At 52.0% G+C, this 24,139-nt stretch carries 25 protein-coding genes; 22 read left to right on the forward strand and 3 right to left on the reverse strand.

Annotated elements, in window-relative coordinates; translation table 11 throughout:
* Positions 1 to 192: 192 nt before the first annotated feature.
* The 13 genes from NST99_RS11705 to NST99_RS11765 all read left to right on the forward strand — a co-directional run bounded on the left by NST99_RS11705 (position 193) and on the right by NST99_RS11765 (position 14,320).
* On the forward strand, positions 193 to 1,899 hold the full coding sequence (locus NST99_RS11705) for a CocE/NonD family hydrolase (protein WP_341091771.1): 1,707 nt from the start codon (positions 193 to 195) through the stop codon (positions 1,897 to 1,899).
* A gap of 301 nt (positions 1,900 to 2,200) precedes the next feature.
* Entirely contained in the window at positions 2,201 to 2,800 is a 600-nt protein-coding gene (locus NST99_RS11710) for an RNA polymerase sigma factor (protein ID WP_341091773.1), read from the forward strand.
* Positions 2,727 to 3,518: a hypothetical protein gene (locus tag NST99_RS11715; protein ID WP_341091775.1), complete on the forward strand. Its 792-nt coding sequence runs from the start codon at positions 2,727 to 2,729 to the stop codon at positions 3,516 to 3,518. The genes NST99_RS11710 and NST99_RS11715 overlap by 74 nt, the downstream gene beginning before the upstream one ends.
* Positions 3,519 to 3,577: 59 nt before the next feature.
* On the forward strand, positions 3,578 to 4,471 hold the full coding sequence (locus NST99_RS11720; protein ID WP_341091777.1) for an ABC transporter ATP-binding protein: 894 nt from the start codon (positions 3,578 to 3,580) through the stop codon (positions 4,469 to 4,471).
* A 12-nt stretch (positions 4,472 to 4,483) separates the two neighbouring features.
* A complete protein-coding gene (locus tag NST99_RS11725; protein WP_341091779.1) occupies positions 4,484 to 5,722 on the forward strand; it encodes a hypothetical protein in 1,239 nt (412 codons plus the stop codon).
* A gap of 220 nt (positions 5,723 to 5,942) precedes the next feature.
* Complete coding sequence (locus NST99_RS11730) at positions 5,943 to 6,647, forward strand: RNA polymerase sigma factor (protein ID WP_341091780.1); 705 nt, start codon at positions 5,943 to 5,945, stop codon at positions 6,645 to 6,647.
* Complete coding sequence (locus NST99_RS11735) at positions 6,577 to 6,867, forward strand: hypothetical protein (RefSeq protein ID WP_341091783.1); 291 nt, start codon at positions 6,577 to 6,579, stop codon at positions 6,865 to 6,867. The genes NST99_RS11730 and NST99_RS11735 overlap by 71 nt, the downstream gene beginning before the upstream one ends.
* Positions 6,868 to 6,904: 37 nt before the next feature.
* A complete protein-coding gene (locus NST99_RS11740) occupies positions 6,905 to 7,780 on the forward strand; it encodes an ABC transporter ATP-binding protein (protein WP_341091785.1) in 876 nt (291 codons plus the stop codon).
* Positions 7,777 to 9,003, forward strand: a complete 1,227-nt coding sequence (locus NST99_RS11745; protein WP_341091787.1) for an ABC transporter permease — start codon at positions 7,777 to 7,779, stop codon at positions 9,001 to 9,003. The genes NST99_RS11740 and NST99_RS11745 overlap by 4 nt, the downstream gene beginning before the upstream one ends.
* Positions 9,000 to 9,632 (forward strand): hypothetical protein, encoded by a 633-nt coding sequence (locus NST99_RS11750; protein WP_341091790.1) that lies wholly within the window; start codon positions 9,000 to 9,002, stop codon positions 9,630 to 9,632. Before NST99_RS11745 ends, NST99_RS11750 begins: the two co-directional genes overlap by 4 nt.
* Positions 9,633 to 10,090: 458 nt before the next feature.
* Positions 10,091 to 13,558, forward strand: a complete 3,468-nt coding sequence (locus NST99_RS11755) for a PAS domain S-box protein (RefSeq protein WP_341091793.1) — start codon at positions 10,091 to 10,093, stop codon at positions 13,556 to 13,558.
* A 93-nt stretch (positions 13,559 to 13,651) separates the two neighbouring features.
* Positions 13,652 to 13,840, forward strand: coding sequence for a DUF6954 family protein (locus NST99_RS11760; RefSeq protein WP_341091796.1), 189 nt, complete (start codon positions 13,652 to 13,654; stop codon positions 13,838 to 13,840).
* Positions 13,841 to 13,927: 87 nt separating this feature from the next.
* The gene (locus NST99_RS11765; protein WP_341097622.1) at positions 13,928 to 14,320 is read left to right on the forward strand and encodes a NusG domain II-containing protein; all 393 of its coding nucleotides are present in this window, start codon (positions 13,928 to 13,930) and stop codon (positions 14,318 to 14,320) included.
* Here NST99_RS11765 and NST99_RS11770 read toward each other — a convergent pair.
* Genes NST99_RS11770 through NST99_RS11780 form a run of 3 tightly spaced genes read right to left on the reverse strand, consistent with a single transcriptional unit; the run spans position 14,313 to position 17,272 of the window.
* On the reverse strand, positions 14,313 to 15,185 hold the full coding sequence (locus NST99_RS11770; RefSeq protein ID WP_341091797.1) for a TIGR03943 family putative permease subunit: 873 nt from the start codon (positions 15,183 to 15,185) through the stop codon (positions 14,313 to 14,315). The two genes, NST99_RS11765 and NST99_RS11770, sit on opposite strands and share 8 nt — an antisense overlap.
* 35 nt (positions 15,186 to 15,220) lie before the next feature.
* Positions 15,221 to 16,210, reverse strand: coding sequence for a permease (locus NST99_RS11775; RefSeq protein ID WP_341091799.1), 990 nt, complete (start codon positions 16,208 to 16,210; stop codon positions 15,221 to 15,223).
* 30 nt (positions 16,211 to 16,240) lie between these two features.
* Entirely contained in the window at positions 16,241 to 17,272 is a 1,032-nt protein-coding gene (locus tag NST99_RS11780) for a CobW family GTP-binding protein (protein ID WP_341091801.1), read from the reverse strand.
* 199 nt (positions 17,273 to 17,471) lie between these two features.
* On the opposite strand from NST99_RS11780, the gene rpmG reads away from it, so the two are divergent.
* The 9 genes from rpmG to NST99_RS11825 all read left to right on the forward strand — a co-directional run bounded on the left by rpmG (position 17,472) and on the right by NST99_RS11825 (position 24,082).
* Positions 17,472 to 17,621 (forward strand): 50S ribosomal protein L33, encoded by a 150-nt coding sequence (gene rpmG, locus NST99_RS11785; RefSeq protein ID WP_038589539.1) that lies wholly within the window; start codon positions 17,472 to 17,474, stop codon positions 17,619 to 17,621.
* 92 nt (positions 17,622 to 17,713) lie between these two features.
* Complete coding sequence (locus NST99_RS11790; RefSeq protein WP_341091803.1) at positions 17,714 to 18,922, forward strand: GTP-binding protein; 1,209 nt, start codon at positions 17,714 to 17,716, stop codon at positions 18,920 to 18,922.
* Positions 18,923 to 19,252: 330 nt separating this feature from the next.
* Positions 19,253 to 19,960, forward strand: a complete 708-nt coding sequence (locus NST99_RS11795; RefSeq protein ID WP_340899203.1) for a metal ABC transporter ATP-binding protein — start codon at positions 19,253 to 19,255, stop codon at positions 19,958 to 19,960.
* Positions 19,906 to 20,760, forward strand: a complete 855-nt coding sequence (locus NST99_RS11800) for a metal ABC transporter permease (protein ID WP_341097623.1) — start codon at positions 19,906 to 19,908, stop codon at positions 20,758 to 20,760. The genes NST99_RS11795 and NST99_RS11800 overlap by 55 nt, the downstream gene beginning before the upstream one ends.
* Positions 20,761 to 20,778: 18 nt before the next feature.
* Positions 20,779 to 21,987 carry a metal ABC transporter substrate-binding protein gene (locus NST99_RS11805; protein ID WP_341091805.1) on the forward strand — a complete coding sequence of 403 codons (1,209 nt, stop codon included), beginning with the start codon at positions 20,779 to 20,781 and terminating at the stop codon, positions 21,985 to 21,987.
* A 53-nt stretch (positions 21,988 to 22,040) separates the two neighbouring features.
* Positions 22,041 to 22,310 carry a 30S ribosomal protein S14 gene (gene rpsN, locus NST99_RS11810; RefSeq protein ID WP_076112279.1) on the forward strand — a complete coding sequence of 90 codons (270 nt, stop codon included), beginning with the start codon at positions 22,041 to 22,043 and terminating at the stop codon, positions 22,308 to 22,310.
* A 101-nt stretch (positions 22,311 to 22,411) separates the two neighbouring features.
* Positions 22,412 to 22,597, forward strand: a complete 186-nt coding sequence (locus tag NST99_RS11815; RefSeq protein ID WP_341091807.1) for a DUF6157 family protein — start codon at positions 22,412 to 22,414, stop codon at positions 22,595 to 22,597.
* Positions 22,598 to 22,682: 85 nt separating this feature from the next.
* The gene (locus tag NST99_RS11820; RefSeq protein WP_341091808.1) at positions 22,683 to 23,441 is read left to right on the forward strand and encodes a GNAT family N-acetyltransferase; all 759 of its coding nucleotides are present in this window, start codon (positions 22,683 to 22,685) and stop codon (positions 23,439 to 23,441) included.
* 14 nt (positions 23,442 to 23,455) lie between these two features.
* Entirely contained in the window at positions 23,456 to 24,082 is a 627-nt protein-coding gene (locus tag NST99_RS11825; protein WP_341091810.1) for a class I SAM-dependent methyltransferase, read from the forward strand.
* The last annotated feature ends 57 nt before the right edge of the window (positions 24,083 to 24,139 follow it).

The raw sequence follows: 24,139 nt of genomic DNA on the forward strand, positions 1-24,139 counted from the left end.
ATCAGAGTTGAATTAGTGTACTCGTAGGAATACACTTGCTTTAGTACATGTGTACTAATATTTGGAGGGAAATGTATCCGGCATATACAACACATCTTATAAGGAAAGTTCACATGCTATTAAACAGGACACAGGAGAACACAGCTTATTGATTAACTGGTTTCAAGAAAAACTATCAAATGGAGGCAAGCTATGAATCCTCTGCCTATCGACACTAACGAAAGAAGTAATCACTTTTATGAGCTTACCTGGAAGGAAGTTAAGATTCCTATGAGAGATGGGAATTATCTCGCCGCAAATCTTTATCAGCCTAATGCGGACGGGGATTTTCCAGTAATCATGACGATGTGTCCGTATGGAAAGGATACGCATTTCTCGCAATTTGCTCCTGCTAACCCGACGGTTGCAATAGAATATACCCATTTGCAGGATAAAGGGCCGTTACTTAGCTGGGAAACACCAAATCCTGAATATTGGGTGCCACAAGGGTATGCTGTATTACGAGTAGATGAACGTGGTATCGGTAATTCTCCAGGGAAGCTTGATATATTATCAAGTGCTTTAAAGAAGGATTATTATGATGCAATCGAATGGGCTGGAACGCAAGCCTGGAGCAATGGACGGATAGGACTGCTGGGCATCTCCTACTTGGCAATGAGCCAATGGGCTGTGGCATCCGAACAACCTCCACATTTAGCGTGCATCATACCTTGGGAAGGTACAGTAGATTATTATGCGGATTTCTGTTATCCGGGTGGAATTCAAGTAAACGGCTTTCTTTCATTCTGGTGGGAAAACGGAGTTTTGACACATCAATACAATCCCGGTGGAAGCCTTTCTGAGGAACAACTGCAGGACAATCGCATTGATTTCCCGGAGATGGTCAAAAACAATCCATTACGTGATCAATCGTGGACGAATCGGTTCTCTGATCTAAGCAAAGTAGAGGTACCTTTATTATCCGCAAGCAACTGGTTTAGCGCTGGAATGCATACCCGGGGGAACTTTCTGGGATTTCAGAATGCAGCATCGGAGCACAAGTGGCTTGAAGTTCATATCGGCAGCCATGTTGGTGAATTCTATACCGCTCAGGGTCGTGAGCTGCAGAAAAAATTCCTCGATTATTGGCTCAAGGGAATCGATACCGGCATAACGAGGGAGCCGAAGGTGAAGCTTGCCATTCCCCGCGGAGGTAATAGCTACACATGGCGCTACGAGAATGAGTATCCGCTTAAGCGTACCCAATGGACACGATTTTACCTTGATGCAAGCTCAAAGCTGCTTTCAGTGGAACTTCCGCAAGCCAAGAGCCAGCTTTGCTATGATGGCGATAAGGAGCGCGAGTCCAGGCACTGGGCCGGGCCCTTTATGGTGAAAGCATTCTCGAGAGAGGAAAACAACTCCAAGCGTATTCTGTTTGAAACGGCTCCGTTCGAGAACGAAACAGAGATTCTGGGACCTATCAAGCTCCGCTTGTGGGCATCGTCAACTACAGATGATATGGATATTTTTGTATCTTTGCGCAACATTGACCCTCTTGGCAATGAGGTAGTTAATTCAGGAGCACTAACGGATCAATTTCCCATTAGCCAAGGCTGGCTACGCGCTTCCTTACGTAAAACAGATGATCAATTATCGGCGGAATATAAGCCCTACTACAGCTTCGATGAGATTCAAAAACTGATTCCCGGGGAAGTCTACCCCTTGGATATAGAGATATGGGATAGCGCGATTGTTGTATCTAAAGGAAATCGGCTGCTCCTGGAAATTGGCAGCCAGAATCAGAGCGGCTGCGCACTGCTGACTCAGACGGCGGATGACAGGGTTTGGGAAGCAGACGTTACTCTATATACAGGGGATGAATTTGATTCTTATTTATTGCTGCCGATCATACCCTAACTGGATTTAACATGATATGCTTATCTTTGCTCAGATTTTAGTTTTTTTATTACATGTCATTGAGATCTTCCCTGCCATATGTTCATGATGCGAATTACCGATTTGGCGCGTATAGAGAACGGAAATACATACTAACCTTAATCCTTGAGCAATCTTGAGATGCAGTGAGCTTTCTAGCCGCTGCTTCTTTTTTTGCCTATCCGTTCCTCCGGGTCTTGCATAACGTCACAAGAATGACACAATATCTGTTCATTTTTTCCGGCAGAAAAACAGTTATACCTATTAGAGAGGAGGGGACGAGGTGGATGAAAAGGAATGGATTCGGCGGATTCAGGAGGGGGAAACCGAGTATCTGACACCGCTGATAGAGCGGCACTACGCTGGCATCCAGAAGTATTGCTGCTGGCGGGTACGGAACGCGGAAGAGGCGAAGGATTTAACTCAAGAGACCTTTTACCGCTTCTGCCGCCATATTGAGCGTTATACTGACGCCGGAAAATGCCGTGCGTACTTATACACAATCGCCCGCCATCTATGCAACGATCATTTAAGGAAGGGACAGCCGCTATCCCTGGAGGACGAGGGGGATGCAGCAGACTGGAGGGGTGCACAGCAAAGCAGCTCTATAGAAGAACAGGTGGAAAGAGAGCAGCTGGTGCATGAGCTGTTTGAGCTGCTGCCTGAAGCGCAGCGGGAACTGGTGTTTATGCGCTTTTGCCTCGATCTGACCTACCGTGACATTGCCCGCGTAACAGGAGTGAACGTGTGTATGGTGCAGTACCGGGTGAAGCGCGGGCTGGCTGTACTAAGAAGCTACTTGGAAAGGAATGAAGCCGTTGAACAAGAGATCAGAGCAAGCCATCGTCAACGCCCTAAGGAACTACCCCACGCCCCCCATTGAACGGCAGCATCTTGAAGATACCGCCAGAGGGGCGGTGGAGGTGCTGCGCCAGCGACAAGCCGGGCGGAGAACGTCGTTCGGAGAGTTCTATCTGGCCCAGCTTCGCTTCATCAGCCGGAAGGTATGGGCCGTACAATTGCTGATCGTCCTGGGAATGGTGCTGTTACTGCGAAACGCCCTTCAGGAAATGGGTGAGAGTGTGCAAATCGTCATGATGGTCTCTATATCCTCGCCTCTGCTGGTAATGGCTGGAATCCGTACTCTGACCCGTTCGCTTCGCTGTAATATGCTGGAGATAGAACTCAGCACCCGCCATCTCCTGGAGAAGCTGACGATGGTCCGCATGAGTCTGCTGGGGATGGCGGATTTGCTGGGTCTGACCCTGCTGGCTGCGATATTAAGTGTTTGGATACATAGTGATGTTGCAACCATGCTGATCTATCTGCTGGTGCCTTTTAATTTAACTTGCCTCGGCTGCCTGTGGCTGCTCAATCGGGTTCGCACCCCAAGCTGCGGATATTACTGCCTGACCTTCGCCGGCATGGTGGCTTTGGTTCAGATGATACTTGCCTTTACCCCCAACCTTTGGGTGTTTGAACCAGCGGCAATGGGAGTATGGCAGACGATGCTGCTGGTGACAACCGCAGGAATAGCCCTGCAGGTACGCGGTTTGCGCAAGACTTGCCGGAGTCTGGAGACCGCTTCCAGCCTGATTTGAAATTACCGCGGCGCAGGCCGCTTGGCTACAGGGAGCATTAAATAAGGAGGGTTCATCACATGTTGGAACTGACTATAAATGAGCTAAGCAAGCGTTTTGCCGCGAAACAGGCGGTGAACGGCATATCGGCCCGGCTGACCAGTGGTGTGTATGGTTTACTCGGAGCTAACGGAGCAGGTAAAACAACGCTGATGCGAATGATCTGCGGTATTCTCAGTCCGACCTCGGGGATGATCCAGATGAACGGCCAGGAGATTGGCCGCATGGGGGAACAATACCGCGATCTGCTGGGCTACATGCCTCAGGACTTCGGATATTATCCCGATTTCAGCGCGGAAGAGTTTCTGTGGTACGTCGGATCGTTGAAAGGGCTGACCCTGAAGGCTTCGAAGGGAAAAGCCCGTGAACTGCTGCGCATGGTAGCTCTGGAGGAGGCAGCCCGCAAGAAAATCCGCACTTTTTCCGGGGGAATGAAGCAGAGGCTGGGTATCGCCCAGGCGCTGTTGAATGATCCCCGCCTGCTGGTGCTGGACGAGCCAACGGCGGGACTGGATCCCAAGGAACGGGTACGCTTCCGCAACCTTATAGCCGATCTGGCCCGCGATAAGATCATCCTCCTGTCGACACATATTGTATCCGATGTGGAATATATCGCCGATCAGATTCTGGTGATGAAACGGGGTGCACTGTTAATGAGCGGGACGGTAGAGCAGCTGACAGCTACGATGGAGGGCAATGTCTGGTTATGCCATGTTCCGGCGAGGGAAGCGGAGGTGTGGAATGAACGGTACTGTGTGAGCAATCTGCGGCATGAGCGGGACCGGGTTGAGCTGCGTATTGTCTCTAAGGTCCAACCCGCAGCTCATGCAGTTTCGGTTCCACCGACGCTTGAAGACTTGTTTCTATACCATTTTCAAGATGAATCGGCTGCAGCGGCGGGCGAAGTCAAATAGGAGGTACAGTTTATGGATATTCTGACCCGGTTTGAGCTCAGAAAGATCATGAGACGGAAATCATTTTTTATAGGCATAGCACTTGTAATCGTCGTGGCCTTATTAGGAGTATGGGCGCTCGTTTCGGGTGCGTACATAACGGACAAGGACGGCAATGATCTAAAGGGACTGGAAGCCATCCCGCTCCGAAAGGAATACAACCGCCAGCTTGCCGGACCGCTCACGGTAGAGAGAATAGCGGCTGCAGTCAAGCATCATCAAAAAGTCATGCATGATCCGAAAAACCTTAACGAGAAGGGGGAGCTCACAAATGAGGCTTATGTAACCTACAAAGAGCAGAGTTATCAGATTGATACGTTGATCCGGTTTGCTTTTTCCCATTCCCGTGAATACGATCATTATATTATCGACAGCATGACACCAAATACAGCAAAGACCTTCTATCAGGAACGTCTCGATAAGGTGAAAGAGTACATAGACCGGGATTATACTCCCGGCAATGCTTCTGCCAAAGAGAATGCTTTTTTTATGCGGATGAATAAGTCCATTCCGGTCCCCTTCCAAATGGACTATGTAAGCGGCTGGGAGAGTGTGTTCGAGAACCTGCAGTTTGTTTTATTGATCAGCGCGTTTGTGATTGCAATTTGGCTTGCTCCTGTCTTTGCCGGTGAATACCAGAGCGGGGCGGATGCAATAATCTTGTCCTCCCGTTATGGCCGCAATAAGGTGATTGCCGCCAAATTAAAAGCCGGCTTGATTGTCTCCCTTGGCTTGCTAGCTGTGGGATTAGGCATCTATACTCTCTTGATGCTTGGGATTTTTGGATTTGATGGGGGAAGCGCCAGCGTGCAGATGATCAAGCTTTTTGCTCCGGTTCCTTTCACGGTGCTTCAGACCTATTTGTGGGCAATTCTCATTGGCAGCCTGGCCTGTCTGATCGTGGGGGCGGTGACGCTTTGGCTGTCCAGCCGGATGAGCACCCCATTTCCCGTTATCATTTTCATTGTCATTTTGCTGATTGGCCCGCTGTTTTTTCCGGCTAGCAAGAGTAGCCGCTTGTACAATCATATGATGAACCTATTTCCTGGCAAAATGGTTGACGGCATTACAAGAGTAACCGAATACGAGGTGTATTCTGTGTTTGGACAGCTGATTCCCAGCTATAAGTTCGCTACAGGCTTTGCAATCATCGTTATTGTCCTGCTCCTGCCCTTTACTTATCGCGCCTTCAGAAACCATCAGGTGGTTTGATAGGAAAGACTCAAAGTTTCAGCTCTCAAGTCCCAAGCGGAAGTAGTCAAAAAAGTACGGATTCGCAGATTGCTGATGCAGCAGTTTGCGGACCCGTTTTGTTTTTTTCGGAAGCACTGTAACTATTTCGGAGGCTTGGACGAATAAGTAGTAGAAGGCTGCGGGAGAGGAGGGGATTCGGACGAACGATATCCAGAGAGGAAACAGGCAGCGCTCCATTATGGAGGATGAGGCTGCGGGTCACCCGGATGATGAGGCAGCCGTGCTGCTCCGGTTCCGGCAGGGAGAACGGGAGGCCTTTGAATGGCTGGTTCGTCAATACCGGCAGCCTGCGGTAGGGTTTGCCTATCATCTGACCGGGGATTATCATACCGCCGAGGATTTGGCACAGGACTCTTTTGCCTATCTGCTGGTGTATCCGGAGAGATTCGATGCCCGCGCGTCTTTTAAAACCTATTTGTTCACGATCCTCCGCAACAAAAGCATAGATTCCTTGCGGAAGCGGCAGCGGCAGGGGATCTTGCCGGTTGAAGCAGGAATGCGAAGCCGTCCCGATGCCGTCTTTTCAGGGAATATTTCAGGAGAGAACCTGCCTGAAGGGAACGGCATGCCGCCTCCCGGCAGGGAGGATCCCGAGCGGATGGCGATTGTGCACGAGGAGAACCGGGAGTGGCAACGGCGGTTGCTTGCGCTCAAACCGGATTACCGGATGGCCGTGTATCTCGTTGATATAGGTGAGATGTCTTATACAGAAGCGGCAGCTATTATGGGCCGTACCACGGTGAGCTTCAAAGTATTGCTGCACCGGGCCCGTAAGAAGCTGAGGCAGATTTACGAAAAGGAGGAGTGGGATTGTGAAGCCAGCCGAAGAGGAACAAGCGTTTCTAGAGGAAGTGTACCGGAAAGCCCGTCTGCTGGAGTTTGACAAACGTGAAGCAGAGAAGGTGCAGAGAAACAGCCGGCAGCTCGACAGACAAAGAAATACTAAGCTGGCGGGTATTGTGCTTACTGCGGTTGTTGTTTTTGTAATGATCAAGTTCGAAGTCATTGATCGAGTGTTGCTCGTCTTGCTGTCACTCCTCCTGATCGGAATAGGACTGATGGTGGAGAACACGGAGTTTGCCTGGGACCAGGAAAGCGATTAGTAATGGGAGTCAAAAATATTTGAGGGAGAGGACCAGAATGGAACTTGTAATTGAACAACTGACCAAGACCTACGGGGAAAAGCAGGCTTTAAACGGTGTCAGCTTCAAAGTAGGCGAAGGGATACACGGCCTGCTTGGTCCTAACGGGGCAGGTAAAACAACGCTAATGCGGCTGCTTGCAACTTTACTTACACCCACGTCCGGCAAAGCAACGATCGGTGGAGTGCCGTTGACGGACAAAGCGCAGATCCGCCAGCTGGTCGGTTATCTGCCGCAGGAATTTGCATTTTATCCAGGGATGTCGGTGCTTGAAGCGATGGATTATCTCGCACTTTTGTCCGGGGTGAAGGGGCATTCGGAGCGGAAGCGGAGAATCGACGATTTGCTGGAGCAGGTGAACCTGACGGAGCAGCGCCGGACCAAAGTGAAAGCACTGTCCGGCGGAATGAAGCGCCGGCTCGGCGTGGCCCAGGCAATGGTACATGAACCGAAGCTGCTGATCGTCGATGAGCCGACGGCAGGGCTTGATCCGGAAGAGCGGATCCGTTTTCGCCGGCTCCTCGGCCGGTTCTCTGAGGGGAGAATCGTGCTGCTGTCCACCCACGTTGTCGAGGATGTGGAATCCACCTGTGAGCAAATGACCGTGCTGCATAAGGGAAGTCTGCGCTACCACGGCAGAATCGGCGACCTGACGGGGGCTGCCGCCGGACGCGTCTGGACGGTGGAGCTTGACCGGGCGCAGTGGGAACGGGACCGCGACCGCCTTCCCGTGCTGTCCGCTGTGCCGGAAGGCACAGGAATGCGCATCCGTGTTCTCGCCGATCAGCAGCCTTATCAGGGAGCGCAGCAGGCCATACCGTCCATTGAGGATGCCTATCTTTACCTGATGCGCAAGGAGGAGTCGTTCGTATGATAGGGCTCATTGGTAAAGAGATTCGCATGATTCTGCGCAGTCTCGTCTTTTATGTATTTATACTAGTGGCCTGCTTCTTCTATTTCACCGAATATGCAGCAGAGCAGACCTGGAGCGAGCTTCGGCCTCCCGTTATGACTGAGCCGCAAAATGTGGGTCCCCCGGAACATCCTTTTTACGGCTGGAAGCTGCCCGGGAACACCTCTGAGCTTGCTACGCAAATTAGGAAAGAGATTGGCTGGGACCTGAATGCCGGTTCAACAACCAAGCTGAGAATCGGTTTTCCGCTCGAGAGCAAGCTGGACAAGCAAGAAAAAGCTGCCCTCACCGAAGCTGCTTCCAAGCTGGACAACATTATTAAAGATCCGGATAAGTACACGATGGATGATGTTTACAAGGTTGCCGATGATTTAAACAAGCAACTTGGCGGAAACAGTATGTACAAAAAAGGGATGGATGAATTCGGTTTTGCGATAGAGAACTACGATGAGGCGGTGAAAGCGCAGGAACAAACGCTTGCACGCTACAACGAGGTTGTAGAGGCCGGAGAGCTGCTGCCCGGAGCCGCACGGTATTTCAGCGATTATCTTTCACTTTCGGCCGGTATGTTTCCCGTGTTCCTATCAGCTTTTGTGCTGCTCCGCGATCGTTCCAGCCGAATGAGTGAGCTGATTTACAGCCGTCGGGTTTCGCCATGGACCTACGTTGGTTCAAAGTTTATCGCACTAGGGATTATGCTCTCCCTGATTTATCTTGTGCTTGCTGTCGCCGGCGGTTGGCAGACCGCAAATGCCCTGGAACTGAAGGGACAGACGGCGGAGACGATTTTCCTCTTCCTTGGATACACAGCTTGGTGGCTGTTGCCCACAGTCTGGGCTTCGATTGCCTTCGGTATGTTCGGCTCTATGCTGTTCCGCCGGGGGATTGTGCCGATCGCTCTGCAGATCGTCTGGTGGTTTATTTCCGCACTGCCGCTTATGGGCTCCTATGGGCTGTACAAGCTGATCATCCGCTTTAATACGCCAAGGGACGCTGATTTATATAAAGGCTGGGTGGATGAGATCGCAATTAACCGCAGCTTTTACATTCTGCTTGCGGTACTGCTGGCAGCCGGAACCGCGCTGCTCTGGGAAAGAAACCGCAGCCGGACGGATTCTGGATGGGTACGGGGGAACAAAACCTCTGCTAGAAAAGCCAAAACGGTCGCGGGGGAAGCCTCATGACAGGTCAATCACTCCGCGTGCTTGGTTGGTACAACCTGAAGCTGACCGCCCATTATTCGTGGCTGCTATCCATCGCCTTGCTGTGCAGCGTGCATTTATTTATGGATCCTCAGCTCATGGAATGGAGAGACATCGCCAAGCTGGGAGAACAATTGATCAGCTTCCTTGGCCTGATCGTGTACCCACATCTCGCGATGCTGGAGGAAGGCGGAATCGGTGAGGTGCTCTACGCCAAGAAGGTGCGGCATCACGCTATCTTCCTGTTTCGCTGGTTCTCCACTACTTTGTTTGTTTTTTTGATCATTGCCGTTTTTTTCACCAGCCTGCATTTGCGCGGCGCGGTATTTGACCTATGGCCGATGATCGGCGGGGTTGCCATTACCGCAATGGCGATAGGATCCGCAGGTATGACGGCCACACTTCTGCTCCGCAACATATCAGGCGGATACATTATCGGCTTTGCCTGGTATTTGCTTGATTTTATGACAAAGGGCCGTCTGACCGGACACTTTTATCTGTTTGGACTCATGAATGACGGATGGGATCAAGACAAGTGGCTGCTCGCCGGACTGTCATGCGCACTTGCCGTGTTCTGTGCCTTCCTGCTTCCGGCCCGGAGACTGGACTGATGGCAGCCTGTTTGACATAGAACGAACTTAACTCTTCAGCATCTTCGCTTAACCGGCGATAGATGCTTTTTTTTGTTTTAGCCTGAATGATGGCTGTATGTTAATACATTGGATACTGATTCGTATTAACCTAGCACCCGCAAGGACGGCGGGACCTGCACCGGAGCCGAAAAACTAAACAAACGGCATAAAGTGACTGAGAGGCGGTTTTTGGCCGGGCAAAATTGCTGACATTACGTCCCGATCTGCAACTGCATCGAACGGTTTTCCCGCTTCCATGGTCATTCTTTTTGGGCAAAAAGCCCTTATTCGCATGCCAAATCAACAGTAAATTGCCTCATTCGTTTTCCATTGTCTCTATGATAGACTTCATATTAGAAGCTAATTGACCGAAAAAAAGATATACTTACATTTACATTTAATTTCTGTCCGCCACTTTCACAGAGGAGGCTCTATCATTGTCCGACAATCTTTTTAAATATCTGTATTTGCGGTCTTCTACAGGATTTGCAGTTGTTTCCATGAAGGATGGGACGATACAGCTGGCCAATCCTGCACTGTGCAGTATGTTCGGGTATACGGAAGCGGAGTTTATGAACCTTCGGTATTTGGATATTTCCTGTACGGAAGAGAAAGACACAGCAGATCATGAGCAGGTTATAAACCTATTGCTGCAGAGCCCGGGGGCGGCTGTAGACAGTGAAAATCAATTTACACGCAAAAATGGTGAAGTCTTCTGGGTGGCACTGCATTTGTTTCTGACTTTTGATGAAGCTGCGGGTCCCCCTTTATATATGATTGCGGAAATGAAGGATATTACGGACCGCAAGCTGGCGGAGAAGAAGATTCTGGAGGAGCATTATCTCTATAATCTGATTTCGCAGAATACGCCGGATTTGATATCTCTCGCGGATCCTGAGGGTACGATCCATTATGTCTCGCCCTCCATTGAACGAGTACTAGGATACTCCACCCATGAAATGATCGGTAAAAAAAGGCCGGAATATTATCATGAGGAAGACGCATTGGAGATGACCGAGCAGGGACTGCTCTATTCGGATAATGATGTGTTTACCCGCAGGGTGCGCCATAAAGACGGGCACTATCTTTGGATTGAAAGCTCTTTCCAGGTCATGCGCGACGATAAGGGTGGGGTTCAGCAGGTCTTGACGGTTGCCCGTGATATAACGGTCCGGAAGAAATACGAGGACATGCTGGCAAACGCCCAGTTTCTGGCCCGGATGGGCTCGTGGGAATGGGAGGCGTCCAGCCAGCAGTTGATTGCTTCCAAGGAAATGCGCAGTATCTTTGGCCATACCGATGATTTCAGCAATCATACCGTCTACGATCCGCTGCTCATCAAGGAATGTGTGGAGCCTGAAGATCTGCCCAGGGTTACGGAGGCGCTGCTTGATTCGGTGAAACATGGGACAAAAGGCGGAGCGGTCTTCGGGATTACGGCGGCCGACGGCACGAAGAAATTTATAGATGCCCATTGGGAAGTGGCTCAGGATGCCTCAGGTAACATAAGGCAGATTAGCGGAGTGGTTCAGGACATTACAGCTCATCGGGAAATGGAGCAGCAGCTTCGGGAAAGCGAACAGAACTACCGGCTCATTTCGGAAAATTCCCAGGATTTCATTTCCCGCAATGCAACCGATGAGGAAGCAACCTATCTGTATGCCTCTCCGGTCTGTCTGCAGATGTTCGGATATACACCAGAAGAGATGGTAGGCACCGGGGGAATGGATTATATTCATCCTGAGGATGCAGCCCGTGTCCAGGCCTATCTGCGCAGCAGCATGAAAGGGGAAAGGCTTGAGCCGATCGTCTTCCGGTTTCTGTGTAAAGACGGCTCTTACATCTGGACAGAAACAACCCTGCGCCACATTGGTACCGGTGCTGGAGGGGATACGGAGATTGTCGGCATCACCCGCGACATCTCGGAGCGGAAGCAATATGAGCTCAAGATGCTGGAGAGCGAAAACCGCTATAAGTCTTTGTTTGAATATAACCCTTCGGCTATCAGCGCGATGGATTTGCAGGGACGGATTCAATCGCTGAATGCCAGCCTGCAGTATTTGACAGGGTATTCCTGTGAAAGCCTGCTGTTGTCAAACTACAGCGATATCTTTGATCCGGAAGAGCTGGATTTTGTGGCAGAACGCTTTCTTGTTGCTGCCAGCGGTGTAGCTCAAACCTTTGAGAGCAGACTGCTTCACCGGGATGGGCATGTTGTCGAGGTCAGTATGATTTATGTGCCGATAATGGTAGACAGCCGGGTTGTGGGCGTATTCGCCATTACGAGCGATATTACGGAGCGCAAACGGCATCTGGAGCAGATTGAGAAGCTCAGCTATGAGCATGCGCTGATTCTGAATTCCGTTTCAGAAGGTATTTTTGGCATGAATCTTGAGGGTGCAACGGTATTTATCAATCCGGCGGCATCCGCAATGCTTGGCTACGAAGCCGGGGAGCTGGCGGGTGAGATCAGGCTGCCTACGATCGAGCAGACCTGGCTCGACGGTGAGCCGTATCCTGGAGGGCGGAAGCCCCTGCGGGAATGGCTGGAAGATCATCTCACCTATGATGAGAAAGAGGGCGTATTCTGGAGACAGGACGGTTCAAGCTTTCTCGTCAAATACCGGATGACCCCTCTGTTCGATAACGGTGTACGGAAGGGTGTTGTGGTTGTGTTCCGCGACATTACCGAAGAGAAGGCGATTGTACGGGCTAAGGAGTCTGCCGAGCAGGCGGACCGGGCCAAATCGGAATTTCTGGCCATTATGAGCCATGAGCTGCGCACACCCATGAACGGGATTATCGGCATGGCTGATTTGCTTGAAGGCACCGAACTTGACGAAGAACAGCAATATTATACGCAGATTATAACCAAAAGCGGTGGGACGCTGCTGCATATTCTGAATGAGGTGCTTGATTTCAGCAAAATTGAGGCGGGCATGATGACGATTGAGCTGCAAGCCGTGGATCTCCGCCAGGTTGTATCGAACGTCACAGATATCTTTTATCCCCGTATCAAAGAGAAGGGGCTCTCGCTAAACTGCGAGCTGGATGACGCGCTGCCAACGCTGGTATTAACGGATGAGGCCAGACTGCGCCAGATTCTTGTAAACCTGGTCGGCAACGCGGTGAAATTCACCGAGGAAGGGGAGATCGGGATTCAATTGAAGCTGGTGTCATCCAGGGATTCCGGCGAGTGTGTTCTTAAATTTACCGTGACGGATACTGGGATCGGTATTCCGCTGGACAGCCAAGGGCTGCTGTTCCAATCCTTCTCCCAACTGCATCCATCGATCAACCGCAAATATGGCGGAACAGGTCTGGGACTGGCTATCAGCAAAAAGCTGGTGGAGCTGCTGGGTGGAGCGATAGGCGTGGAGAGCCGTGAAGATGAAGGCTCGGAGTTCTATTTCACCCTCCATGCCACTCTTCCAAGAGAAATCACCTCCGAGGGTGGCGCTGCTGCGTTCCCTGCTACGGAACGGCGTGAGAACCGTAGCAAGTACAAAGGCTCCTCCAGCGGGGTGTACGGTCCGCTCTCGATTCTAGTTGCCGAGGATCATCCTGTGAACCTGAGATTGCTGCAGGCATATCTCAAGAAGCGGGGATATGATTCCGATGTGGCGTCCAACGGGGAAATAGCGGTCGAGGCCGTGCTCACCGGGCAATATGATCTGGTATTTATGGACATTCAGATGCCGCTCATGGATGGGATTGAAGCAACAGCCAAAATCCGCGAGGAGCTCGGATTGTCCCCGGTCATTATCGCTACTACAGCTTTTGCCCGCAAAGAAGACAAGGAGATGTGCCTGAGGGCCGGCATGCAGGATTTCATCTCCAAGCCGATCCGGCCGGAGGAGCTGGACAGGGTGCTGAGGGAATGGTCGGCTTATTCCCGCAGATAGACTGAAGCAGCATACGGGAGTCAGGAATGATTGGCCTCCATTGAGGTTATTCTGAAAGAATGAAGGTTCAAAAGGAAGGAGAGAGGGCCGTTAATGAGAATGTTGTTGTATGTGCTGTTCGCGATCCTTTACCTGCTGACCACGTTCTTCGGCCTGGGTCCCGTACTGTTCGCTGACGGCTCTGCCAAGGAACGAACCCTTACGCTGATTGTCGTGTTGCTGATTTATACGGCGATCACCGTATGGATGCGCAGTCTGCTGAAACGGGTGGGCAAGCATTGACAAAGTCTGCTGCGCTGACTATATTTAGACTATTCGTAATTATTACGTATAAATATAGCCAGCGAGAGGGTAACGCGATTGCAAAAGATGAAACGCGGCGATTTTGTCATTATTGTATTGGTTTTACTTGTAGCCGGCTCCATCTACGGAGTCAAATGGATGAATAACCGGAATGAGCATTATGCACAAGGGGATCTGAAAGCCGTTATTACAGTGAATGGCAAAGAGTATAAGACTGTTTCATTGACCAAAGAAGAGCAGATTATTGAGATGAAGACTAAGTTCGGCCACAATATACTAAAAGTGTATGATTACGGAATTCAGATGACGTATTCTGATGCACCGCTGCCGATTGCCCTGGAGATGGGCTTTATTTCCAGGCCGAGGCAGCAGATTATTTGCATCCCGGCCCGGCTGATGGTTGAAGTCGTCAACCCGGATAGATCCATTGATGATGATGAGCTGGATGCAGTTATTTAGCTGCTGGTAAACTTTGAATCTGCTTCCATGCGGCTACTGAGTCGGCATTGGTGTACACGTAAGGAGTGGAGGGCTGGGGAATCGCTGTAATGCTGTCTGCAGCAATCCGCATGAGTTCCTTGCCGCCGTATTTCACAACCTGAAGCTTGCCCCGAACCTCAATCCAGGTATCGGCGGGCAGGCTTATTTGTGTTTGCGGATCAAGCAGGATTCCGAAAGGAGTGGCATCGGCAGTACAGCATTGGACGAGAAAACGGCTGACCGCATACGAACTTGTGCCTGCCACCGCCGGTTCGCGGTACAGGAAACCTGAGACGGTGATCTCTTTACCTGCAAACTGGCCTTTATACAGGTCGATTGCTCCGAAGGTTTCGGAGAAAATTTCGGGATAGACCGTAATGACATCCTGTGCGTGAAGGTTGGCGGCAAGCTCCGCGAATTCCGCCTGATAAGGATTGGCTGCAACGAATGACTCTTTTTCCCGCGGTTCCACCGTGGTATAGGTTAAGGCGATGCCCTTTTTGGCTGCGGCCGCGCTGCCCAGAGCACGGTCGGGAAGCAGGAAGCCGAGCAGCAGCGGAAGCAGGAACAAGCCGTATAGCGCGCTGCTTCTGAGCCCGGTGCGGGGCAGGCGGTGCTCGCAGTCGCACAGGACACTGCTGTTGCCGAACAAGGCCTGAATCCCCAGGCTGAGTGCCATGAGCGCAAGGGGTACGGGACAGAGCTTAATCCAGCGCGCCAGCTTCGGGGCGACATAATAATGCAGCGCGTCCTGCTGGACCAGATGTCCAATGTACAGCGCGAAGAGAAGCAGAATAACCGCCCTGAGCAGATAGTGGAACCGGATGCTGCCGGAATCGTTCATCTCTGGCCCTCCTGAAATTTTTGTAAGAAATAGCATCATAACCCTAATGAAACCAGCACCGATCCGATAAAGACGGCGGAGAAGATAAGAAAAAATAAGTAAAGCGCGAACTTCGTCTTGAACAGCGAGAGCAGCATCAGCGAATTTTTGAAATCCAGCATCGGTCCAAGCACCATAAATGCCAGCAGTGATCCCGCCGGGAATGTGTGCAGAAAGGTGGAAGCGACAAAGGCATCGGAGGTTGAACATAAGGAGAGGACAAAGGCCAGCCCCATCATGAACAGATAGGATCCCAGCGGCTTCTCCCCAATAGCGGCCAGACTGCCCTGATTCATAAAGCTCTGAATGCCGGAGGTCAGCAGGCAGCCGATAATCAAATATTTGCCCATCTCAAAAAACTCGTCCGATGTGTGCACGAAGACGGCAACCAGCTTGCCTCCGCGTGTGCCTTGTTCATGGCGTTCCGCGGTTTCACGCTGAATAGAAAGCCGCAGCGGTGACTTTTTTACCGTGATGTAAACGATAAGGCCGATCAGCGCGGCAACGGCAAACGCAAGACCGATCCGGGAATAAGCAAGTCCGGGATGGGAGCGGAAGGCCGTCAGTGTCGCCCCATAAACGACGGGATTGACCACGGGTCCCGAGAGAATGAATACGATGGCAACATACAGCGGCATTCCCTTATGCATCAGACGGCGGACCAGCGGAATCATGCCGCATTCGCATACGGGAAAGAGGATGCCGAGCAGACAGCCGAACAGGATCGCCGGAACCGGTCTCTGCGGAATCCAGCGTGAGATGATCTCGTCCGGAACGAATACGCGGAGCAGGGAAGACAGCAGCGCACCCAGCAGCACAAACGGCAGGGCTTCCAGCAGAATGCCGATAAAAGCTGTTTTGAACGTATCCACATAGGCATTGTCCAGCAGCTCCGGGTGCTCCGGCAGCCACACGATGCCCGCAATAATCAGAAAGACGGCGGGAATGAGCAGCGGCAGTATTTTAAACGGAGAAAAGGTTGTCAAGGCATCTTGGCTCCTTCCCGGCATGCAGTATTAACCGAACAGTGCAGACCAGCGCTCCGTCAGCTGCTGTTCATCCAAATGCAACCCTATGAAAACGACATAAGGTAGTCCCGGATAACGCGACGGCTCCCAGCTTGCGCGGTTTCCGGCAAATTGTACCAGCTGGACTTCAGCCTGACCCCTCAGCCGTACATGTCCTTTAGCCCGCAGCAGGCTGCCGCCCCATTCGCGGAAGAAGCCCTCCAGCTGTTCCCTGTAGATTCCGCTTTCCTCCGCTTGCGGGAATGTCAGCGTCACAGCAGCCACCTGCGAATACGAGGGTTCGGCTTCAAGCCCCGGTTCCTGCACAGCGGTTGCACCCTGGGGCTGACCGGCGTTCATCCGTTTAAGCACGGTCCCGTTGATGCTGCGGGAGCTGCGCTGGGCAGCTGCGGTACGGGATGTCCGGGCAGTGATGCCGGCCAGCAGCGGAGCCACGTTGATTTCACTGTAGTGGGTAAACACAATCTCGGATTCCGAATTATACTTGCGGACGGCCTTTTCAATTTTCCATAAGGTTTCCGGCTCTACAAGATCACTTTTATTGACGATAATCAGATCGGCCCCGCTGATTTGCTTGCGCAGTGTCCGGACAAGCTGCTTGTCGGCAGAAAACCGGCTGTTGTACTCAAGCATGTTTTCGGCATCGAGAAGGGTGACCGTATAGTGCAGCGCCAGCCGCTCGCTGAACGAAGGCTCCTGCAGCGACTTTGCGATCTCTTCGGGATCGGCGACGCCGGTAAGCTCGATAAAGATCATATCCGGCCGCCGGGCGAGCAGTGCATTCAGGCTTCCCGGCAGTTCGTCCTTGCGGCTGCAGCAGACACAGCCGTCCAGCAGTTTTTCCACACTTGTCCCTGTATGCTCCTGCAGAATGTAGCCGTCAACATCGCGTTTGCCCAGCTCATTCATCACTACACCGGGATTCAGTCCCCGTGCCTTGCTCTCTTTCAGCAGAGTGAGCAGGAGAGTTGTCTTCCCGCTCCCCAGAAATCCGCTTAATATAATCACCGGTATCTTCATCGTCCACACTCCCGTTTGAATCTTGCAATTGCAAGAATCATATTTTCATATTTCCATTTATACGTAATTTGATCTAAGGAAAGACCACATATTTGAGAGAGTAGAAATTTTCTGCATGCCCTTGTTGACAGTAGGGGACTCAAACATGTAGAATGTGTAAATCGTAATTATTACGATTATACAAAAGGAGATGAACGCTGTGAGAGTAATTGTAACTTTGGCCTGCACAGAAACCGGCGACCGCAACTATACCACTACCAAGAACAAGAAAACCCAGCCGGGACGGATCGAAATGAAGAAATATTGTCCGCGTCTGAAACGGGTCACGCTGCACCGTGAGACACGCTAAGTTATGCAGTCCGGGTTCTGAAGCCGCCTTACGCTGCACATCACTTTTCATCTGTTATCCCTATCCCATCTAAAAGTCTAAGGAGTAAAACTATGAATAAAATTCCTGTTACCGTGCTCAGCGGATATCTGGGCTCCGGTAAAACCACATTGCTCAATCACATTCTGCACAACAGAGACGGCTTGAAGGTCGCTGTCATTGTCAATGACATGAGTGAGGTCAATGTCGATGCTAGTCTGGTAAAATCCGGCAACACGCTCTCCCGGACCGAAGAAAAGCTGGTGGAAATGTCCAATGGGTGCATCTGCTGCACACTCCGCGACGACCTGCTGCGTGAAGTGAGCAATCTGGCCGCGGAAGGCCGGTTTGATTATATCCTGATCGAATCCTCCGGGATCAGCGAGCCGGTTCCGGTCGCGCAGACCTTTACGTATGCCAATCCTGATCTGGATATTGACCTGACGGAGCTCGCCAGACTGGACACGATGGTCACCGTTGTGGATGCCAACCGTTTCTGGCATGATTTCGCTTCCGGAGACAGTCTGATCGACCGTAATATGACGGCAGGCGAAGGGGATTTCCGCGATATTGTAGATCTGCTCATTGATCAGATTGAGACCTGCGACGTATTGCTGCTCAACAAATGCGATCTCGTTGAAGAGCAGGAGCTGAACAAGCTTGAGGCTGTGCTGCGCAGACTTCAGCCGGGCGCCAAGATCATCCGTACGGTTAACGGTGTCGTTGATCCCAAGGAGATTCTTAATACGCATTTGTTTGATTTTGAGAAGACAAGCATGTCCTCCGGCTGGATTGCGGAGCTGAATAAGGAGGAGCATACACCGGAGACTGAAGAATATGGCATTGGCTCCTTCGTCTACCGGCGCAGAACACCTTTCCACCCGCAGAGGTTAAGCTTCTTCTTCAGCAATTGGCCGGAAGAAGTTGTGCGGGCGAAGGGGCTGGTCTGGCTGGCCGCGAAGGGCGATCTCGCCGCGAGCTTAAGCCAGGCCGGGCCTTCTATCCAATTTGGTCCGGCCGGTTACTGGCTGGCGACTCTGCCGAAGGAGCAGCAGCTTGAAGTGCTGGCGGCCGAGCCTGACGTGAAGGCCGGATGGGACGAGCAGTGGGGCGACCGGATGAATGAGATTGTGTTCATTGGAGTGGCCATGGACCGTGCGGCGATTGAAGCCAGACTGGACCGCTGTCTGCTTACCGGAGAAGAACTGCAGCAGGACTGGAGCCAGTTCAATAATCCGCTTCCTTGGCCTGCCGAGGAGCTGCTGGCAGCCGCTCAGGAGTAGAGGCGGTAAGCGAGCACAAGTAGAGAGCGGATCTCATAGAGGGTGCCTCAGCCAGTTCGCATTTAGAAGGACCTGTTTCCACATGAGAGTGGAGAATGGGTCCTTTTATTAAAATGTGCTTTCTTTATGAAGATAGGCTGCTGCGGGAGATGCCCGGTTGACTTTGGAATCAGCATTTTGTGCTGACATTAATCGTTGTTAATCATAATAATTACGATTAATTTGCCATAATGGGTTTACAAATCGTTATCATTACGATAATATGTTTGGAGTCAATACGTAATGTTTACGATTAATCCAAAGCGGATTAGGTAAGAAAGGATATGTGCCATGATTTTATCATCCATGCGGGATGTGGTGTTTGGTTACGGGAACGAGCCTGTGATTGACTCCCTGTCGCTTGATATTGAAGCCGGTCAGTTCATCGGGATTACCGGCCCGAACGGTGCGGCAAAGACCACGCTGCTGAAGCTGTTGTTGGGTCTGCTGCGTCCGTGGAGCGGAACAGTCACACTGAACCGGGAAATCACAGGAGGTGGCAAGCTTGCTGTCGGCTATGTTCCGCAGCAGGTGGCTTCCTTCAATGCCGGATTTCCTAGCAAGGTTATTGAACTGGTCCGTTCCGGCTGCTATGCCCGGCTTGGCTTGTTCGGCAGGTTTACGAAAAGTGAGGAAGAAATTGTCGAGCGCAGCCTGAGACAGGTGGAGATGTGGGACTACCGTGACCGCCGGATCGGGGAATTGTCCGGCGGGCAGAAGCAGCGGGTCTGCATCGCCCGTGCGCTCGCGGGACAGCCTCAGGTACTGGTGCTGGATGAACCGGCCACAGGCATGGACATCGCCAGCCGTACCGGATTCTACAAGCTGATGCGACATTATGTCAGCCAGCACGGGCGCACTGTCATTATGGTCACGCACGGCCTGGAGGAGACAAGCGCTTATCTAGATACAGTGATCAGCCTGGAACGGAAGGAACAGGAGGGCTGGCAATGCTTGGTTACGAATTCATGCAGCGTGCATTTTGGGCCGGGGGCCTGATCGGGATCATCGGGCCGCTGCTCGGCGTATATCTGATGCTCCGCCGTCAGGTGCTGATGGCCGATACCCTCTCGCATGTGTCGCTCGCGGGTGTGGCGCTGGGCTCAGTGCTGCAGCTGAATCCCGCACTCAGCGGTTTCGCGGTGGCTGTCATCGGCGGTATCGTCATCGAGCAGCTACGCCGTTCTTACCGTACATACAGCGAGCTCCCGGTTGCCATTATTATGACCTCAGGGCTAGCGCTGGCAGTTGTGCTGATGAGCTTACAGCAGAATCTGAGCAAGAGCTTCAGCTCGTATCTGTTCGGCTCTATCGTAGCTGTGAGTGATACCCAGCTTAGACTGATTGCTATCGTCACAGCGGCAGGCCTGCTGTACTTCGTCCTGCTGCGGCGGCCGCTCTACAGCCTGACCTTTGACGAAGAGACGGCCAGCATCGGCGGCGTGCATACGGGCCTGTTATCCTTTTCGTTCGCTGTGCTCACCGGGATGACCGTTGCGGCAGCGATGCCGGTGGTAGGGGTATTGCTGGTGTCCGCACTTATTGTGCTGCCAGCATCACTTGCGCTGCGTGTCGCTTCCGGCTTCACCGCCGCGGTTCTGATTTCGATTGGCGTGGGCCTCACCGGTGTTATTAGCGGCCTGGCAACATCCTATTATATCAATACGCCTCCCGGAGGCACAATTGCCCTCATTCTGCTGTTGTTCCTGCTGACCGCCATCGCAGTGCAGAAGCTGAGCAGGCGGCGGAACCGCCGTAACACACATAAATCCTTAAGTAAATTCCATAAACCCATATAAGAACAGGAGTTAACATTTATGAAGTCTAAATTCAATATCCGCCATCTTGCCGTCTTGTCCCTATCAACCCTGCTGATTGCCGCCGGTTGCGGCAAAAACAATAGCGCAGATCCTGCCGCTACTGCTGCTACTGCTTCTAATGCGCCAGCAGCCGAGACAACTGCCGTTCCGGCAGCAGACAAGCTGGACATTAAGGTCAGCTTCTACCCGATGTATGAATTCACCAAGAATGTTGCAGGCGGGCTTGCCGATGTCGAAGTCTTGGTTCCGGCCGGCATGGAGCCGCATGACTGGGAACCGACAGCACAGGATATGGCCAAGATTACGGATGCCGATGTGCTCGTGTATAACGGAGCCGGCATGGAGGGCTGGGTCGAGCAAGTGCTGGACAGTGCTTCGGGCAGTAAAATGGTCACCGTGGAAGCCAGCAAAGGGCTTGAAATTAAGGAAGGCACAGAGGAAGAAGCGGATGCTCACAGTCATGAGCATGAGGAAGCCGGACATGCCGGGGAAGCCCATGATCACGAGCATGAGGAAGCCGGACATGCGGAGGAAGCCCATGATCACGAGCATGAAGAAGCCGGACATGCGGAGGAAGCCCATGATCACGAGCATGAAGAAACCGGACATGCGGAGGAAGGCCATGATCACGAGCATGAAGAAACCGGACATGCGGAGGAAGGCCATGCTCATAATCATGGCGGTCTGGACCCCCATGTCTGGCTAGCTCCTGAACTTGCAATCAAGGAAGTGCGTACAATCGAAGCCGCGTTGTCCGCTGCTTCCCCAGCGAACTCGGCTGCCTTCAAAGCTAACGCTGAGGCCTATATTGCCAAACTGGAGGCACTGCACCAAGAGTTTCAGGATGGACTCAAAGATTCAAAACGCAAAGATTTTATTACCCAGCATGCTGCCTTTGGCTATTTGGCTGAGGCATACGGCCTGACACAGGTGCCGATTGCCGGCCTCTCTCCGGAACAGGAGCCATCTGCTGCCCAAATGGCCGGAATTGTTGAATTCGCCAAGGCCCATGACGTAAAAACAATCTTTTTCGAGACGCTGGTATCCTCCAGTGTGGCTGATACTATTGCCCAGGAAATTGGTGCTAAGGCCGCTGTCTTGAATCCGATCGAAGGACTGACGGATGAGGACCGCAGCAATAACCTTGATTATATCGGTATCATGCGTCAGAACCTGGAAGCGCTGAAGACGGCACTTAACGAATAGAGCAGGATTCATCATTGGCAACTCAATCAAACAACGGAAGGCGGATATATAATATGGCCAAGAAATCAAAAGTAGTCAAAGAATTAAAACGGCAGGAATTGGTGGCTAAATACGCAGATAGACGGAGAGAGCTGAAGGCTAAAGGAGATTATATGGCCCTGCAGAAGCTGCCGCGCGATTCCTCCGCTACCCGGCAAAAGAACAGATGCACTGTTTCCGGCAGACCCAGAGGGTATTTAAGCAAATTTAAAATTTCACGGATCGTCTTCCGGGATCTGGCGCTGAAGGGTCAAATCCCCGGTATAACCAAGTCCAGCTGGTAAAATCAGGTGTTGTGTTCCAGCTTTGAAGAAGCGGCTAATTCCCAACTTTACAGGGGATTGGCCGTTTTGCTGTGTTCATTATCTTTGCCTGGGTTTACGGAGTGGACTATTATAGAAGAAAAGCAGGATTGATTCCAGCAGGGAGATTCATCGAAATATGGGGAGCGTTGTTCTCCAAAAGCAATCCCTGCCTGCGGGCCTCGAGGCTGTCCAAACGGTACGGCTGGGGCATGCACTTTAATGATGAGGGCAAAATTGCCCTGTATGCCAAGGCATCACCTAAATAGGATCACTTTACGTCACATGAGGATGCAGGCGTAAAGCTGCTGAATGCAATGCGCAGCAAACGCAGCTGAGAAGGGAGGAACAAGTTTGTACAAGTCAATAGAAGAGCTTACGCTGAATACCTGGCCTGCGGAGCAGAGCGTAATGCTGGAGGGCTGGGTGCTGCGTTCGGCAGCGGGCTATACGAAACGGGCGAATTCGGTCAACCCGCTCTACGGCCCGGAGGAACAGGATGCCGGACTTGGAATGTTAGGGAAGATCCGGCTTGCAGAACAATATTATGAGGATGCAGGGCTGAATCCCGTATTCAAAATCACTCCGTATGCCCGGCCTGCCGGTCTGGATAAGGAACTGGAGTCGCAGGAATATGGCCTCGTCGAGCCGTCATCCGTCCGTGTTCTTGACCTGCAGGACCTGCCTGAATTACACAATGTCTATACGCTGCAGATCCGCGGCGAGCTGACAGAGGAGTGGCTGGAGGCCTTCGCTGATTTTGCCGGGTTGTCCTCCGGGAACCGGGAGACGCTGTGCCGAATGCTGACCGCTTCCTGTTTGAAGCAAGGTTACGCTCTCTTGCTCAAGGAGGGTCTTCCGGCTGCCTGCGGGCTTGGGGTAATCCAGCATGGGTACATAGGGCTGTATGATATCATCACAGCTCCGGCTCACCGCAGACAAGGGATGGCGGAGCAATTGATTCTGGGACTGCTCCACTGGGCCAAGGCCCAGGGTGCCGCAGCCTCCTTTTTGCAGGTGGTACAGGCGAATAAAGGCGCTTCGGCTCTATACGACAGGCTGGGCTACAAGGAGATTTATGAGTATTGGTACAGGGTCAAAATCCGGGAATAGAGGAGGCGGTGCATGTGTCACAATACTGGAGCGAAAGATTTGCCCGGGAAGGTATGATTTGGGGAGAACAGCCCAGCGGATCGGCGGTACGGGCTAAAGCGTGGTTCCTTGAGCAGGGGGTCAAGTCCGTCCTGGTTCCGGGTGCGGGCTATGGCCGCAATACGAAGGTGTTCTCGTCTCAGTTTGACACTTACGGCATAGAGCTGAGCAGTGCTGCGCTGAAGCTTGCTGCGGAATGGGACAGCAGAACAAGGTTTATCGAAGGATCGGCACTGGAGCCTCAGCTGGAGCACCAGGTGGATGCTGTCTACTGTTACGATGTGCTGCACTTGTTTCTTGCCGGTGAGCGGTGCAATTTGATTGATGCGGCTCTTGCGCAGCTGCGGCCCGGTGGCCTGCTCTACTTCACCAGCTTCTCTGATGAAGATCCGAACTATGGCTGCGGAAGAAGGCTGGAGCCGGGGACCTACGAGTATAAGGAGGGAAAATATGCCCACTTTTTCAGCGATGCCGATTTGCGTGAGCATTTTGCCGGAACGGAGATTGTAGAGACTGGCACATTTACGGATTCGCTGCACAGTCCGCAGGGCGGAAGCCATGAATACATACTGAGAACTATTCTCGCATGCAAAAGAGGATAGAACCCTAGCAGCGCTTTTTTTGTAGTCCGCGTAACCGGATTTCAGCTTGCCGGCCAC

It is taken from the genome of Paenibacillus sp. FSL L8-0470, from assembly GCF_038008625.1.
Lineage (GTDB): Bacteria > Bacillota > Bacilli > Paenibacillales > Paenibacillaceae > Paenibacillus_AQ.